The sequence below is a fragment of the Vibrio sp. 10N.261.51.C6 genome, from assembly GCF_041471785.1.
In the GTDB taxonomy this organism is placed as follows: domain Bacteria; phylum Pseudomonadota; class Gammaproteobacteria; order Enterobacterales; family Vibrionaceae; genus Vibrio; species Vibrio crassostreae_C.
Genome location: NZ_JBFRPB010000005.1, coordinates 38,266 through 53,124, shown reverse-complemented (window position 1 = coordinate 53,124; position 14,859 = coordinate 38,266). Strand labels below are relative to the sequence as shown.

13 protein-coding genes and 2 tRNA genes are annotated in these 14,859 nt (G+C 44.1%); 12 read left to right on the top strand and 3 right to left on the bottom strand.

All coding sequences use genetic code 11. The annotated features are described in order from the left end of the window. Window positions 1-103: 103 nt before the first annotated feature. Both tyrS and AB4375_RS00445 read left to right on the top strand, forming a co-directional pair. A complete protein-coding gene (gene tyrS, locus AB4375_RS00450; protein ID WP_017059402.1) occupies window positions 104-1,291 on the top strand; it encodes a tyrosine--tRNA ligase in 1,188 nt (395 codons plus the stop codon). A gap of 394 nt (window positions 1,292-1,685) precedes the next feature. Next, window positions 1,686-2,531, top strand: coding sequence for a magnesium transporter (locus AB4375_RS00445; RefSeq protein WP_102428941.1), 846 nt, complete (start codon window positions 1,686-1,688; stop codon window positions 2,529-2,531). Window positions 2,532-2,656: 125 nt separating this feature from the next. Here the strand turns inward: AB4375_RS00445 and dacB are convergent, their stop codons facing one another. Continuing rightward, window positions 2,657-4,084 carry a serine-type D-Ala-D-Ala carboxypeptidase gene (gene dacB / locus AB4375_RS00440; protein ID WP_029235489.1) on the bottom strand — a complete coding sequence of 476 codons (1,428 nt, stop codon included), beginning with the start codon at window positions 4,082-4,084 and terminating at the stop codon, window positions 2,657-2,659. A gap of 112 nt (window positions 4,085-4,196) precedes the next feature. Continuing rightward, on the bottom strand, window positions 4,197-5,264 hold the full coding sequence (locus AB4375_RS00435; protein ID WP_017068904.1) for a porin: 1,068 nt from the start codon (window positions 5,262-5,264) through the stop codon (window positions 4,197-4,199). Between the two features lie 511 nt (window positions 5,265-5,775). Here AB4375_RS00435 and greA point away from each other — a divergent pair. Beyond that, window positions 5,776-6,249: a transcription elongation factor GreA gene (gene greA / locus AB4375_RS00430; RefSeq protein WP_008222155.1), complete on the top strand. Its 474-nt coding sequence runs from the start codon at window positions 5,776-5,778 to the stop codon at window positions 6,247-6,249. Between the two features lie 126 nt (window positions 6,250-6,375). On the opposite strand, the gene yhbY is transcribed toward greA, so the two are convergent. Beyond that, window positions 6,376-6,672: a ribosome assembly RNA-binding protein YhbY gene (gene yhbY / locus AB4375_RS00425; protein WP_004738252.1), complete on the bottom strand. Its 297-nt coding sequence runs from the start codon at window positions 6,670-6,672 to the stop codon at window positions 6,376-6,378. Window positions 6,673-6,786: 114 nt separating this feature from the next. Here yhbY and rlmE point away from each other — a divergent pair, with 114 nt between their 5' ends. The 9 genes from rlmE to nusA all read left to right on the top strand — a co-directional run bounded on the left by rlmE (window position 6,787) and on the right by nusA (window position 14,843). Further along, on the top strand, window positions 6,787-7,416 hold the full coding sequence (gene rlmE / locus AB4375_RS00420; RefSeq protein WP_017059396.1) for a 23S rRNA (uridine(2552)-2'-O)-methyltransferase RlmE: 630 nt from the start codon (window positions 6,787-6,789) through the stop codon (window positions 7,414-7,416). Between the two features lie 107 nt (window positions 7,417-7,523). Next, complete coding sequence (ftsH, locus tag AB4375_RS00415) at window positions 7,524-9,491, top strand: ATP-dependent zinc metalloprotease FtsH (RefSeq protein WP_017068905.1); 1,968 nt, start codon at window positions 7,524-7,526, stop codon at window positions 9,489-9,491. Window positions 9,492-9,579: 88 nt separating this feature from the next. Continuing rightward, window positions 9,580-10,410 carry a dihydropteroate synthase gene (gene folP, locus AB4375_RS00410; RefSeq protein WP_372050852.1) on the top strand — a complete coding sequence of 277 codons (831 nt, stop codon included), beginning with the start codon at window positions 9,580-9,582 and terminating at the stop codon, window positions 10,408-10,410. Between the two features lie 21 nt (window positions 10,411-10,431). Continuing rightward, window positions 10,432-11,772 (top strand): phosphoglucosamine mutase, encoded by a 1,341-nt coding sequence (glmM, locus tag AB4375_RS00405; protein ID WP_017059393.1) that lies wholly within the window; start codon window positions 10,432-10,434, stop codon window positions 11,770-11,772. Window positions 11,773-12,066: 294 nt separating this feature from the next. After that, window positions 12,067-12,399 carry a preprotein translocase subunit SecG gene (gene secG, locus AB4375_RS00400; RefSeq protein ID WP_017059392.1) on the top strand — a complete coding sequence of 111 codons (333 nt, stop codon included), beginning with the start codon at window positions 12,067-12,069 and terminating at the stop codon, window positions 12,397-12,399. Between the two features lie 16 nt (window positions 12,400-12,415). After that, window positions 12,416-12,500, top strand: a tRNA-Leu gene (locus tag AB4375_RS00395). Window positions 12,501-12,553: 53 nt separating this feature from the next. Continuing rightward, window positions 12,554-12,630, top strand: a tRNA-Met gene (locus AB4375_RS00390). A 234-nt stretch (window positions 12,631-12,864) separates the two neighbouring features. Then, on the top strand, window positions 12,865-13,320 hold the full coding sequence (gene rimP, locus AB4375_RS00385) for a ribosome maturation factor RimP (RefSeq protein WP_004738265.1): 456 nt from the start codon (window positions 12,865-12,867) through the stop codon (window positions 13,318-13,320). Window positions 13,321-13,355: 35 nt separating this feature from the next. Continuing rightward, complete coding sequence (nusA, locus tag AB4375_RS00380) at window positions 13,356-14,843, top strand: transcription termination factor NusA (RefSeq protein ID WP_017059230.1); 1,488 nt, start codon at window positions 13,356-13,358, stop codon at window positions 14,841-14,843. Window positions 14,844-14,859: the final 16 nt, after the last annotated feature.

Genomic DNA, 14,859 nt, shown 5'->3' with positions numbered 1-14,859 from the left:
GAAAATCGACGACGGAATAGTGTAACTGGTTTCAAAATACATCGCTATTCAAGTAAGATGTCTAATTAATGTATTTTTGCCAAATCTGTGGGAGTGAACAAGAATGGCGAGTATTGAAGCTGCACTAGCCGAGATCAAACGTGGCGTAGAAGAACTGATTCCAGAAGACGAACTGATTGCAAAACTAAAAGAAGGTCGTCCTTTACGCATTAAGCTGGGTGCCGATCCAACAGCTCCAGATATCCACCTAGGCCATACGGTTATCTTTAACAAGCTTCGTGCTTTCCAAGAGCTTGGTCATGAAGTGACATTCCTTATCGGTGATTTCACTGCAATGGTTGGTGACCCATCAGGTAAAAACTCAACACGTCCACCGCTAAGCCGCGAAGACGTATTGAAGAATGCTGAAACTTACAAAGAGCAAGTATTCAAGATTCTAGATCCTGCGAAGACGCAAATTCGTTTCAACTCTGAATGGCTATCTGAGCTTGGCGCTGAAGGCATGATTCGTCTTGCTTCTAACCAAACTGTTGCTCGTATGCTTGAGCGTGATGACTTCAAAAAGCGTTACGCTGGTGGTCAACCGATCGCAATCCACGAATTCATGTACCCACTTCTACAAGGTCACGACTCTGTTGCACTAGAGAGCGACGTTGAGCTTGGCGGTACTGACCAGAAGTTTAACCTTCTAATGGGTCGTGAACTGCAAAAAGCAGCAGGTCAAAAACCACAAGCGGTACTAATGATGCCACTACTTGTTGGTCTAGACGGTGTTAAGAAGATGTCTAAGTCTGCGCATAACTACATCGGTATTAGCGAAGCACCAAGCGAGATGTTTGGTAAGATCATGTCTATCTCTGACGATCTAATGTGGAGCTACTACGAGCTGCTGTCTTTCCGTCCTCTTGAAGAAGTTGCGGAACTGAAAGCTGGCGTTGATGCAGGTAAGAACCCGCGTGACGTTAAAGTGCTTCTTGCTAAAGAGATCATCGCTCGTTTCCACAGTGAAGCAGATGCTGAAGCCGCTGAGCAAGAGTTCGTTAACCGTTTTGCTAAGAACCAAGTTCCTGATGAAATGCCGGAGTTTGAATTCGAAGCAGGCCTGCCAATTGCGAACGTTCTAAAAGAAGCGGGTCTTGTAAACTCGACTTCTGATGCGATGCGTATGATCAAGCAAGGCGCTGCTAAGCTTGAAGGCGAGAAGATTGAAGACAGCAAATTCGTGCCTGAAGCAGGTACTGCCGTTTACCAAGTAGGTAAGCGTAAGTTTGCTCGTATTACTATTAAGTAATAATGCACATCAATAATTGAACCAAAGGCATCCACGGATGCCTTTTTTATTGACCCCTATTTATTGACAGGAATTTGACGAAGTTTTTGAACGGCTATTGCTACACTATGCGCGCTGTCAAATTGACAGTAATTCTGGAGATTTTTATGAACAATACCGACCATCCTCCTAGTTTGAATGGAGAAGAATAACCTGTCTCGGTATTGATCTATTGTCCTGCCGTTCAGGTAGGGTATCTTTGTTTTCCCTTCATTCTTTTCCACACACTAGATTCTAACAAGTAGACACATCAGTAGCTTTCAGCTCTTGGTGCGCTTAGCTGTACGCTCTTGGTGTATTAGCTATAGGCTATTTGTTTTGATGGTCGTTACCTTTGCCAATCGGGAGATTCGCCATGACGGTAATGAACAACACTTTTTTATCTATTGAAGCTCTGTACTCAGAGCAAGACATCCAAGCTGTATCGAATGCATTTCAACAGTACGGACGTGAACAACAAATTAATCTTTTGAATCGAATGCCGCTCGAAGATGCGGTGCTAGTGCTGGGGCAATGCTCTTTGAGTACGATTCAGACTTTACTTAGTGAGCTAGAAGAGCAGGGCTTTGAGAAGCGCTCTCGACATCTAGCTCACCAACTAGGGCTGATCTACTCTGAGGTAGAACCTCAACAGGGTTACCTTTCGACTGGCGTCATGAGCCACGTCAGGCAGCGTATCGGTTGGATTATTGCGTTAGCACTATTGGGAATCGTCTCAGGGCTTATCATTGCTCAGTATGAAGACATTCTCAGTCAGTTGGTACTTTTGGCAATCTACATGCCGGTAATTGCTGCTGCTGGTGGTAACACCGGAACACAAGCAGCGACTTTGGTGATCCGAGCCTTAGCCACAGGTGAGTTGAAAAAACGCCAATGGGCTAACGTTCTATGGAAAGAGTTTAGAGTTGCTATTTGTTTAGCTTTAGCGATTGCTGTAGTGATGATTGGACGTATTTTGCTCTTTAGTGAAAACCAAGCGACAGGTGGTTATGATATCAACATGATTGCGTTAGCTATTGCGGTAGCGCTGTTTATTCAGGTGACCATATCAACCGTGCTGGGTGGCGGATTGCCGATAGTTGCTAGGCTATTTAAGCTTGATCCAGCGGTGTTAGTGAGCCCAGTGCTTGCTTCCATAGTTGATATCTCAGGAATGTGGATCTACTTCACTGTGGTGAACTCATTTTTAGGAATTGCTTAGCTCTTATAAAAATGGGCACCTATAAAAATAGTTAAATACATCTGAGAAATAAAAATGGCGCTGAAGATTTAAGGTCTTCAGCGCCATTTTTGTTATTAAAGTAGAAGCTTACACAGATCTAAGCATTATTTAGATTTGCTTTGTGTTTGACTGAATTCGACTACATCTTTGTAGAAAGCACGTTCAAACTGGGTGATTGGTGCTTCCACTGGTTTGTCTGGATCTTGTTCTTCAGGGAAGTAATCACGGACAAATTGCACAAACAGAGAGTTTGGTTTTCCCGCTTTATCTAATCCGTATCCCGCCATGTTGTAACTGCCGTATAGAGAACCACTTTTGGCGATAATGTTGCCTTGAATCGGTGCTTTTCTCATGCTTTGACGGTATTTGAGCGTTCCATCAGTGCCAGATGTAGGCATAGCCTCAATCAGGCTGAGCTGTTGATCGTTTTCCCAGATATAACGAAGCACTTGAGCCATGGTCTGTGACCTCATTCGGTTATTTCTGGATAACCCTGAACCATCGACGAGCTGCGCTTTACTGAGGTCAATATTAGCCTTGGTCAGCAGTATCTGTTTTATTGCTTCAGTGCCGTTATTGAAGCTGCCCGGTTGAACATAAAATGTTGCTCCTAGCGTTTTAGTTAGATTATCTGCGATAAGGTTATCTGACTTCTTGAGCATGATATCGAGCAGTTCAGGAAGCTTTTCTGAGTTGTGACTAGCGACTAACGTGGTTTTGTCTGCTTGCGCTTTTTTACCAATAATCACATCACCTTTTACTTCTATTTTCAGTTCTTTGAGAAGCGATGCAACAACTTGATAGGTGTAAAGTTCTGGATTTTGAATGGCGAACTTAAGTGGCAGTGGCTTTTTGCGCTCAACCAAGCAACCAGAGAGCTTGTAAGCGTTATCTGGTGTGGTGATGAGTTCCAAGTCGCATTGTGTCGCCTTCTGCCCAGAGCGAGTTACCGTGGCAGCGGTGGTCGTCACGTCTATCGGATAGTGAGCGGGAATATAAACGCGAGTGTTGCCATTACCTTTTGTATAAATAGAGGCTTGTGCGCAGTTGCTGTCTAAGGTCATTGCACTAGAAGGCGCGCTGTAACAAACCCCTAGAATGTCCCAAGGCCACCCCACCGCTCGCTGATAGCCGGTATAAGCTGTGTTATCCAGATATAAATTGCCCTTGATGGTTCTGGATTGAGACTTAGCGTATTGAGTTAACAGGCTTTTTAGCTGCTCACGTTGCAGTGTTGGGTCGCCGCTAAATGAAATGATTGAATCATTGCCAGAACGAAGAATGCTAGTCGTGTAATGAAAGTCATCTCCCAACTCTAGCTTGGCCGCTAAAGCCGTCACCAGTTTTAACGTGCTGGCTGGTGGATAAAAGTCATCGCTATTGGTATTAAGCTCGCTTGAACCACTGCTTAACGATTTGATGATCAAACTCGTACTACTACCATCGGGCAGTGTATCTAGCGGGGCGTATGCGTTAACAGATAAAGCGCTAATGGAAAAACTACATAGCAGTAGTGGGGATAGAAGGCGCATAGAAGATTGTCTTGGATGGCTGATGTTTTCAGTATACAGATATAAAAAACGCCCGCTAGAGAGCGGGCGTTTTGATTCTCAATTAACTAATTAATCAATTAGGTAATCAGAATTAGAAGTCGTAACGTAGACCTAGAGCGATTTCGTCTTCAGCGTCTGCAGAGCTTGCTTTGCCGTTAGACACTAGGTTTGTTGTACCGATCGTATCATTTTCACTGATTAGGTTGAAGTTGTACGAGATGTACGTACGGAAGTTCGGCTTGAAGTAGTACGTTGCATCGATTGCAATGTTGTCAGCTGAAGTTTCACCGTCAGTTTCTGCATTGTTGTACGTTAGTGTAAATGCAGTCTTATCTAGCGTGTAAGCAGTTGCGAATTCGTAACCAGTGTAATCTACAGATCTGTTGCTGTATTCAGCGCCGTTTGCTGTCGTCGCTTGTTTTTCACCATCAGTGAATAGACCTGCGAAGTAGAAGTGGCTCATGCGGTAAGATGCAGAAAGCATGTATTCATTAGATTGATCTTGGTCTGCGTAACCAGCACCTAGCTTAACGCCAGAATCACCGATTGCGTAGATAGCAGATAGAGAGTAGCCATCTTTACCGTTGTCGTTGAACTCACCGCTAGTTTCAGAACGGTCAGCGAAGCGGTAGCTTGCTTTTAAGCCTAGGTCTTGGAATTGACCTTTGTAAGAAAGCATGTTGTCTGAACGGTCAGCTACTGCGATTTTGTCTGCCGCTGAGTTACCGTGGTAAGACATGATATCGGTAAAGTCAGTGATAACGCCTAGCGCACCGTCGTTTTTACCGTATGTAACTTCACCGAATGTACCGCCGATACCAGCGTATGTGTAACGGTTAGTGATGTCGCCGTCGTTGTTATCAGTAGAGCCGCCGTTTTCAGCAGTTGTGAATTCGCCTTCGTAGAAACCAACACCGTATAGGCCGTCTTGGATTTCAACTTTACCTAGGAAGTTAAGACGTACACGTGTTTTGTCTTCAGCTTTGCCATCTTTCATCGATAGACGAGCTTCCGCACGACCACCGATCTCTAGAGAAGTGCCGTTTGAGCTGTATACAGAAGTGCCGGCAATATCACCAGCTTGTTTACCGTCGGCTGCCACTGCGTTAGTAGCAAGAGCTGCAGCAGATACAGCAAGCGCGATCATAGTCTTGTTCATGTTATTATTTCCTAATTACTGTCCATAGAAGTTTTATTAAGGATTTGAACCCTTTTGTGTATTGCCTGTATTAATCAGGCTTCATAATCATGATTAGAACAGAAGTCTGAAAATGCCAGTGCAATCCATGGGTTACTTTTTACCTCTAAAGTTCCATGGTCAGTTAGTAAAATGATATAAAACTAAAAAATGAACACTGTTTTATTATATCTTTTTTGTTTAAGTGGTTGTTTTTGAGTGTATTTTATAAAAGTGTGATCTGTGTTTATTTTGTTTGTTTTTTGTTTTTTTAGGTATTTAGCTCTCCACTTATTGATGGGTAGGTTATTATTCATTTTTGTGATGTCTGTGATTTAGACCTAGATAAAGCTTTTATAACGCAAAGTGGAATAAAGGTGATTTAGCCATAAAGTTTGTTTACACTAAGCCAAATCGTTTTGTTTCTATCACCCAATAAATACGTTGGGTGTATTTATGTTGGCCAAAGAAAGCTTTGGCATAGAGGTAAAAAATGGAAAAGGTTCCAATGACAGTACGTGGCGCTCAGCAGCTACGTGACGAATTAGATCGCCTACTTAAGCTACGCCCTGTTATCTCAGCAGCTATTGGTGAAGCACGTGAACTAGGTGACCTGAAAGAGAATGCTGAATACCACGCCGCTCGTGAAGAGCAGGGTATTTGTGAAGCTCAAATCCGTGATATCGAATACAAGCTATCTCTAGCTCAGATCATCGATGTAACCCAAATGGAAAACACGGGTAAGATTATCTTTGGTACAACAGTCACTCTGATTGATGTTGATACAGACGAAGAGTACCGTTACCAAATCGTTTCTGAAGACGAAGCCGATATCAAAACTGGCCGTATCTCAGTGAAGTCACCAATTGCTCGTGGTCTTATCGGCAAGATGGAAGGCGACGAAGTGATGATTTCGACTCCTGGCGGTGATAAAGATTACGAAATTGACAAAGTAGAATATATCTAATTGAATTTTCTTTGTTTCTGATAAGTAAAAAGGTCGCTAAATGCGACCTTTTTCGTTTCTCACGCTACACTAAAAGATAAGCGCACTGGCTATCCCTTTGTGAAGCTAGCTTATTATATGGCTAACTTATTTACGTGGAATCTCGATTTTACGTGCTTCTGACTGGCGGAACAGTACTAGAACTTTACCGATAGTCTGTACTTTCTCAGCTTTAGTTTCACGTACAATTGCATCGATAATCAGTTGCTTAGTCTCACGGTCTTCTGATGCAACTTTAATCTTGATCAGTTCGTGGTGGTCTAGAGCTAATTCGATTTCCGCTAGAACAGCTTCAGTAAGTCCATTTGCGCCCATTAGCACAACAGGTTTTAAACTGTGAGCTAGGCCCTTTAGATGCTGCTTTTGTTTGGTACTTAGGTTCATTACGCGGCCAATTTTCTTTACTATTAGGGTTGAAAAAACCTATTTTAACGCCATCTAAAGCTGAAGACTATAATTTATTCAGCAATTAGTACTTTCCTCCAATTTAGGTATCCAATGAGCAAACAGAAACACTCGGCCAGTTCAGGCCGTTGGTTGAAGGAACACTTCGACGACAAGTACGCAAATGAAGCAAGAAAGAAAGGCTATCGTTCACGTGCTTATTTCAAAATGGAAGAGATTCAAACGAAAGATAAATTGCTGTCTCCTGGGATGACCATTGTGGATTTGGGTGCAGCACCTGGCGGTTGGTCTCAATATGCTGCTAAGATTGTTGGAGACAACGGACAAATCATTGCGTGTGACTTGTTACCAATGGATCCGATTGCTGGTGTTAGCTTTTTACAAGGCGATTTCCGCGAAGAAGCTGTGCTAGATGCCTTGTTGGAACGTATACAACCAAACATGGTTGATGTCGTGATGTCAGATATGGCACCTAATATAGCAGGCAACAATTCTGTGGATCAGCCAAGAGCTATGTATTTAGTTGAATTAGCGTTGGATATGTGTCGACAAGTTCTAGCTACCAATGGTAGTTTTGTTGTAAAAGTATTCCAAGGCGAAGGGTTTGACCAATACGTTAAGGACGTCCGCGAGATGTTTAAAACAGTAAAAGTTAGAAAACCCGACTCTTCTCGAGCTCGATCTCGTGAAGTGTTTATCGTAGCCACTGGTTACAAAGGTTAACGATTCTCTTCCAAGAGTGAGAGTTAACAACATGGCTACAGGTTACAAACTGTAGTACCCTACCTTTAATTACAATTAGTTATCGAGAGGCTTACACCTTGAGTGACATGGCAAAAAATTTAATTCTGTGGCTTGTTATCGCGGTAGTGTTGATGTCGGTATTCCAGAGCTTCGGCCCTGGGGAAAGTAACGGCAGAGCAGTAGATTACACCACGTTTGTACAGGAAGTTGGCCAAGGCCAGATTCAAGACGCACAGTTCAATAACAGCGAAATCACTTTCACACGTCGTGGTGGTGGTTCTAAGTATGTAACTTACATGCCTGTTTATGATCAAAAGCTACTTGATGACTTAATTAATCAAAACGTAAAAGTTCAGGGTACACCACCTGAAGAGCAGAGCCTGCTTGGCACTATCTTCATCTCATGGTTCCCAATGATCTTACTGATTGGTGTATGGATTTTCTTCATGCGTCAAATGCAAGGCGGCGGCGGCGGTAAAGGCGCGATGTCTTTCGGTAAGAGTAAAGCTCGAATGATGAGCGAAGAACAAATCAAAACCATGTTTGCTGATGTTGCTGGTTGTGACGAAGCAAAAGAAGACGTGAAAGAGCTTGTGGACTACCTTCGTGACCCAAGCCGCTTCCAAAAGCTAGGTGGTAAGATCCCGACAGGTATCCTGTTGGTTGGTCCTCCTGGTACGGGTAAAACATTGCTTGCAAAAGCGATTGCCGGTGAAGCGAAAGTACCGTTCTTTACTATCTCTGGTTCTGACTTCGTTGAAATGTTTGTTGGTGTTGGTGCATCTCGTGTGCGTGACATGTTCGAACAAGCGAAGAAAGCGGCACCTTGTATCATCTTTATCGATGAAATTGATGCTGTAGGTCGTCAACGTGGCGCTGGTGTTGGTGGTGGTCACGATGAACGTGAACAAACACTGAACCAAATGTTGGTTGAGATGGATGGTTTCGAAGGTAACGAAGGTATTATCGTTATCGCTGCGACTAACCGTCCAGACGTACTAGACCCTGCATTACTTCGTCCTGGTCGTTTTGACCGTCAAGTTGTGGTTGGTCTACCGGATGTACGTGGTCGTGAACAGATTCTTAAAGTACACATGCGTAAAGTGCCACTATCAGGTGATGTTGAACCGTCGCTGATCGCTCGTGGTACTCCAGGCTTCTCTGGTGCAGATCTTGCGAACCTTGTGAACGAAGCGGCGCTATTTGCTGCTCGTGGTAACAAGCGCAATGTATCTATGGTTGAGTTTGAACTTGCGAAAGACAAAATTATGATGGGTGCAGAGCGCCGTTCAATGGTTATGTCTGAAGAAGTGAAAGAGTCAACGGCTTACCACGAAGCGGGTCACGCAATTGTTGGTCGTTTGGTACCTGAACACGATCCAGTGTACAAGGTGTCAATCATTCCACGTGGTCGTGCGCTTGGTGTAACCATGTACTTGCCAGAGCAAGATCGTGTGAGCATGTCTCGCCAACATCTAGAGTCTATGATTTCTAGCCTGTACGGTGGTCGTCTTGCTGAAGAACTTATTTACGGTAAAGACAAAGTGTCAACTGGTGCGTCTAACGATATCGAACGTGCAACTGATATTGCTCGTAAGATGGTTACGCAGTGGGGCTTCTCTGAGAAATTGGGTCCTCTTCTTTACGCAGAAGAAGAAGGTGAAGTTTTCCTAGGTCGCGGCATGAGCCAAGCTAAGCACGTTTCTGATGACACGACTAAGCTTATCGATGAAGAGATTCGTATCCTTATCGACCGTAACTACGATAGAGCTAAGAAGATTCTTGAAGATAACATGGATATCATGCATTCGATGAAAGACGCTCTAATGAAGTTCGAAACGATCGATGCAGGTCAAATTGATGACTTGATGGAGCGTAAGCAAGAGATTCGTGATCCAGCTGGTTGGGGTGATCAGGTAAAAGCTGAACCTACAAAGGAAGAAGCAAAACCTGAAGCTAAGGCAGAAGAAGCTAAAGCGGAACCAAAAGCTGAAGAGTCGAAAGTTGAAGAAGTTAAATCTGAAACAGATGATGCTCAAAACAAAGATTCTTAATCGCTAAGTTATAAATTAAAACCCTGAGTACGCTCAGGGTTTTTCTGTTTCTAGCCCTAGATGTTTTTACCTTTAAGACCCACCTTCCATGATATTAAAAGCACATAATAAAACGCTCGTTTTAGACCGCCCACATGTGATGGGTATCCTCAATGTCACCCCTGACTCTTTCTCTGACGGTGGGAAATTTAACTCACTTGATAATGCCTTACAGCAAGCTGAACGCATGGTTCAAGCGGGCGTTAGCATTATCGATATTGGTGGTGAGTCAACTCGACCTGGCGCTCCTGATGTTTCGTTAGAAGAGGAGCTTGCTCGTGTCATTCCTGCTATTAAAGCCATTCGTGCCAAGTTTGATGTGTGGATCTCGATAGATACCAGTAAAGCGGAAGTGATGCGCCAAGCTGTTGAAGCGGGCGCTGATTTGATCAATGATGTGCGCGCTTTGCAAGAGCCTGGAGCATTACAAGTCGCCGCTGATGCTAATGTTCCGATTTGTCTGATGCACATGAAAGGTCAGCCAAGAACCATGCAAGCTAACCCTAATTACGATGATGTCCTAATGGATGTTGAAGCGTTCTTAAAAGAAAGGGTGGAGGCTTGTGAGGCTGTTGGTATATCAAAAGATCAGCTGATTCTGGATCCTGGTTTTGGTTTTGGTAAAACCATTGAGCATAATTACCACCTATTAGCGCACCTTGAAAAGTTTCATTCGTTAGGCTTACCTGTTTTAGCGGGGATGTCGAGAAAATCGATGATCTTTAAATTGCTAGACAAGGTTCCGGCCGACTGCATGGTCGCAAGCGTCACTTGCGCGACGATTGCCGCGATGAAAGGCGCACAAATTATTCGCGTTCATGATGTCGAGGAGACACTGGAAGCGATGAAAATAATCGAAGTGATGAACAACAATCACTAAATATAATTAAGGAAAATCACTATGTCTGATAAAAGACGTTATTTCGGCACAGATGGTGTGCGTGGCAAAGTAGGCCAGTACCCGATTACACCTGATTTTGTTCTGAAGCTTGGCTGGGCTGCGGGTCGTGTTCTTGCGAAGCAAGGCACAAAGAAAGTCATCATTGGTAAAGATACTCGTATCTCTGGTTACATGCTTGAGTCAGCGCTAGAAGCTGGTCTTGCTGCTGCTGGTCTTCAGGCTACGTTTACTGGCCCAATGCCAACACCTGCTGTGGCTTACCTAACTCAAACCTTCCGCGCTGAAGCCGGTATTGTTATCTCTGCATCACACAACCCATACTACGATAACGGTATCAAGTTCTTCTCTTCTGAGGGAACAAAACTGCCGGACGATATCGAGTTGGCAATTGAAGCAGAGTTGGATAAAGACATCGAATGTGTTGATTCTTCAGAGCTAGGTAAAGCAGTACGTTTGAACGATGCGGCTGGCCGTTACATCGAGTTCTGTAAAAGTACGTTCCCACATAAAATGACATTAGCTGGCATGAAGATCGTTATCGATTGTGCACATGGTGCGACTTACCACATTGCGCCTGCTGTATTTAAAGAACTGGGTGCTGAGGTCGTTGCGATTGGTGTTGAGCCAAACGGTACTAACATCAACCACGAAGTCGGTGCGACGGATGTACGTGCTCTGCAAGCAAAAGTGCTTGAAGAAAAAGCGGCATTAGGTCTTGGCTTTGATGGTGATGGTGACCGTATCATCATGGTTGACGAGCTAGGCAACAAAGTTGATGGCGACCAAATCGCTTACATTATTGCTCGTGATGCACTGCGTCGCGGTGAGTTGAAAGGCGGCGTTGTTGGTACACTAATGACCAACCTGGGTATGGAAAACGGCCTTAAGCAGTTAGGTATTCCGTTTGTACGTGCTGCTGTTGGTGACCGTTACGTAATGGAACAGCTTCTTGCTAAAGGCTGGAAGATCGGCGCTGAAAACTCGGGGCACGTTATCCTACTAGATAAAGTGACGACGGGTGATGCTATCGTTGCTGCTCTGCAAGTTTTGGCTTCAGTTGTTGATAGCGAAATGACACTGAATGAGTTGTCTCAGGGCATGACGTTGTACCCTCAAGTTCTAGAAAACGTTCGTTTCAGCGGAGATTCAAACCCACTAGAAGCCGAAGCGGTAAAAGCAGCGGTTGTTGAAGTAGAAGCAGAGCTTGGCGAGAAAGGCCGTGTACTATTACGCAAGTCTGGTACCGAGCCACTACTGCGTGTCATGGTTGAAGGCGAAGATGCAGAGCTTGTTCAAGCATCAGCGCTTAAGATTGCAGATGCAGTAAAAGCAAACTGCTAATTTAACCTTTTACTTAGCTGGCGCAGCGAATAGCGCTTGTGATTAGAAGTGGTTGACTTATATAACGGTCAAAAGATATAACGGTCAAAAGAGACATAAATGAGTTTTGTGTCGCTTTTGACCTTTTTTTGACCATTCACTTGGTAAAGGCTTATTTTTTAGCAAATTCTCCTTGTCAGCCATCGTCGCATTCGCTAGTATTGCTCGGCCTTCAGTTAGGAGGTCGCTAGCCTTGTTCTTAAAAATAGTTTTTTGAACGGCGCTGGCTCAACAATTAGGAACATAGGTGGAAAAATGTTTACAGTTCTACTTGTGATTTACCTGTTGGCAGCGCTTGGTGTAATTGGCCTAGTGTTGATTCAACAAGGTAAAGGCGCAGATATGGGAGCCTCTTTCGGTGCTGGCGCTTCAAACACTGTGTTTGGTGCTGGTGGCTCAGGAAATTTCCTTACCCGAATGACTGCAATTTTTGCAACTACATTTTTTATCCTTAGCTTAGTGCTTGGTAATATGTCTACACATAAAACTGAGTCACAATGGATTGACCCGACCCAAGGTCAGGTGATTCAACAAGCTGATGATGCAGTGAGTGAAGTTCCGGCGCAAGGCGACGAAATTCCACAATAATCTGTAAAGATTTGATGCCGAGATGGTGAAATTGGTAGACACGCTAGCATGAGGTGCTAGTGCCTTAGGGTGTGAGGGTTCGAGTCCCTCTCTCGGCACCATGTTTACAAACTTGTAAAACATCTTGTTGGGCGTATAATGCTCGCAAGTCGGACGCGGGATGGAGCAGTTTGGTAGCTCGTCGGGCTCATAACCCGAAGGTCGTCGGTTCAAATCCGGCTCCCGCAACCAATTTCAATGCTATTATATAGCTTGTATTGGTAGCAAGTTTGCACAGTGTGAACCTCACTGTGAGTTAGGTGCGATATCGAATGTGATGGCACTTAACATATAAGGGTCCAGCAACAAAAACCCCGGCTTATACGGGGTTTTTTGTTATCTAAGCATTTGTAAATGTATTTAGATAATGTTTGCTTGGAATTTAAATTGGGCTTTGAGCCCTTTTTTTGTTTCTGGAGTGGTTAAATGACTGGTTTAGAAAGACAACTTACTGAAATGCTTGACGCTCCAGTAGCAGCATCAGGTTATGAGTTAGTTGGATTAGAATTTATTCGTGCTGGTGAGCACTCAACGCTACGTATTTACATCGATTCACCAAACGGTATCAATGTAGATGATTGCGCTGAAGTTAGCCACCAAGTAAGTGCCGTAATGGACGTTGAAGATCCAATTTCAGTGGCTTATAACCTTGAAGTGTCTTCACCAGGTTTAGAGAGACCACTGTTCAAAGCAGAGCATTACCAACAATTTATTGGTCACGAGGTAAGCATCGTTTTGAAAATGGCTGTCGGCAACCGTCGTAAATGGAAAGGTGATATCCAATCTATCGAAGGCGAGACAGTGAAAGTATTGGTTGAAGGACAAGAAGAAGAATTCGTCCTGAGCAATATTGCGAAAGCTAACCTGATCCCTAAATTTTAGTTCTCCTAGAGAGAAGAGCTTAAGAGGCTAGATTAATGAACAAAGAAATTTTGGCGGTAGTAGAAGCTGTTTCAAATGAGAAAGCAGTTCCTCGTGAGCGTATTTTTGAAGCGCTTGAAATCGCGCTTGCAACGGCAACAAAAAAGAAAAGCGAACTAGAAATTGAAGTTCGTGTTGAAATTGACCGTAAAACGGGTGATTTCGAAACTTTCCGTCGTTGGGAAGCTGTTGAGGAAGTTGAATTCCCAACAAAAGAAATCTCTATTGAAGCTGCAAAGTACGATGACCCAGAGATCGAACTTGGCGGTTTCATTGAAGATGATATCGAATCAGTAACGTTTGACCGTATTACGACTCAAACGGCTAAGCAAGTTATCGTACAGAAAGTACGTGAAGCTGAACGCGCTCAAATCGTTGAGCAGTTCATCGATAACGAAGGCGAGCTAGTAACTGGCGCAGTTAAGAAAGTTAACCGTGACACTATTATCCTAGACCTAGGTAACAACGCTGAAGCGGTAATCCTTCGTGATGACCAACTTCCTCGTGAAAACTTCCGTCCAGGTGACCGTGTTCGTGGTCTTCTTTACGCAGTTAAACCAGAAGCTCGTGGTTTCCAGCTTTTCGTTACTCGTTCGAAGCCAGAAATGCTAGCTGAACTATTCCGTGTTGAAGTGCCTGAGATTGGTGAAGAGCTAATTGAACTTAAAGGTGCTGCACGTGATGCCGGTTCTCGTGCTAAAATCGCTGTGAAAACAAACGACAAACGTATTGACCCAGTTGGTGCGTGTGTTGGTATGCGTGGCGCACGTGTACAAGCTGTTTCTAACGATCTTGGTGGTGAGCGTATTGATATCGTTCTTTGGGATGATAACCCGGCTCAATTCGTAATCAACGCAATGGCTCCTGCTGATGTTGCTTCAATCATCGTTGATGAAGACGCACACTCTATGGATATCGCTGTTGAAGCGGATAACCTAGCACAAGCGATTGGCCGTAGCGGTCAAAACGTACGTCTAGCGTCTCAACTTACTGGTTGGGAACTGAACGTAATGACTGTTGCTGATCTTGAGAAGAAGCACCAAGAAGAAGCAGTTGCTTCTATTGAAAACTTCATGAAGCACCTAGACATTGAAGAAGACTTTGCTCAAATGCTTGTTGAAGAAGGCTTCTCTACGCTTGAAGAAGTAGCATACGTTCCTGTGAACGAGCTTCTTGAAGTAGACGGTCTAGACGAAGGTATCGTTGAAGAACTACGTAACCGCGCAAAAGACGCACTGACTACTCTAGCGCTAGCGAAAGAAGAAACTTTCGACGGTGTTGAGCCTGCTGAAGACTTACTTGCACTTGAAGGTCTTGAGCGTGAAATGGCTTACAAGCTAGCAGCAAAAGGCGTTGCGACACTGGAAGACCTAGCTGACCAAGGCGTTGATGAACTAGAAGGCATCGAAGACCTAACTGCAGAGCGTGCAGGCGAGCTAATTATGGCTGCGCGTAACATCTGTTGGTTCGGCGACGAAGAATAATTCAGCAAGGAGAGAA

Excerpts from the sequence above, each read along its gene's own strand:
- rimP (WP_004738265.1), top strand. The coding sequence starts at position 12,865 with ATGACTGGTTTAGAAAGACAACTTACTGAAATGCTTGACGCTCCAGTA.
- yhbY (WP_004738252.1), bottom strand. The coding sequence starts at position 6,672 with ATGAACCTAAGTACCAAACAAAAGCAGCATCTAAAGGGCCTAGCTCAC.
- secG (WP_017059392.1), top strand. The coding sequence starts at position 12,067 with ATGTTTACAGTTCTACTTGTGATTTACCTGTTGGCAGCGCTTGGTGTA.
- nusA (WP_017059230.1), top strand. The coding sequence starts at position 13,356 with ATGAACAAAGAAATTTTGGCGGTAGTAGAAGCTGTTTCAAATGAGAAA.
- glmM (WP_017059393.1), top strand. The coding sequence starts at position 10,432 with ATGTCTGATAAAAGACGTTATTTCGGCACAGATGGTGTGCGTGGCAAA.
- folP (WP_372050852.1), top strand. The coding sequence starts at position 9,580 with ATGATATTAAAAGCACATAATAAAACGCTCGTTTTAGACCGCCCACAT.
- rlmE (WP_017059396.1), top strand. The coding sequence starts at position 6,787 with ATGAGCAAACAGAAACACTCGGCCAGTTCAGGCCGTTGGTTGAAGGAA.
- ftsH (WP_017068905.1), top strand. The coding sequence starts at position 7,524 with ATGGCAAAAAATTTAATTCTGTGGCTTGTTATCGCGGTAGTGTTGATG.
- AB4375_RS00445 (WP_102428941.1), top strand. The coding sequence starts at position 1,686 with ATGACGGTAATGAACAACACTTTTTTATCTATTGAAGCTCTGTACTCA.
- AB4375_RS00435 (WP_017068904.1), bottom strand. The coding sequence starts at position 5,264 with ATGAACAAGACTATGATCGCGCTTGCTGTATCTGCTGCAGCTCTTGCT.
- tyrS (WP_017059402.1), top strand. The coding sequence starts at position 104 with ATGGCGAGTATTGAAGCTGCACTAGCCGAGATCAAACGTGGCGTAGAA.
- dacB (WP_029235489.1), bottom strand. The coding sequence starts at position 4,084 with ATGCGCCTTCTATCCCCACTACTGCTATGTAGTTTTTCCATTAGCGCT.
- greA (WP_008222155.1), top strand. The coding sequence starts at position 5,776 with ATGGAAAAGGTTCCAATGACAGTACGTGGCGCTCAGCAGCTACGTGAC.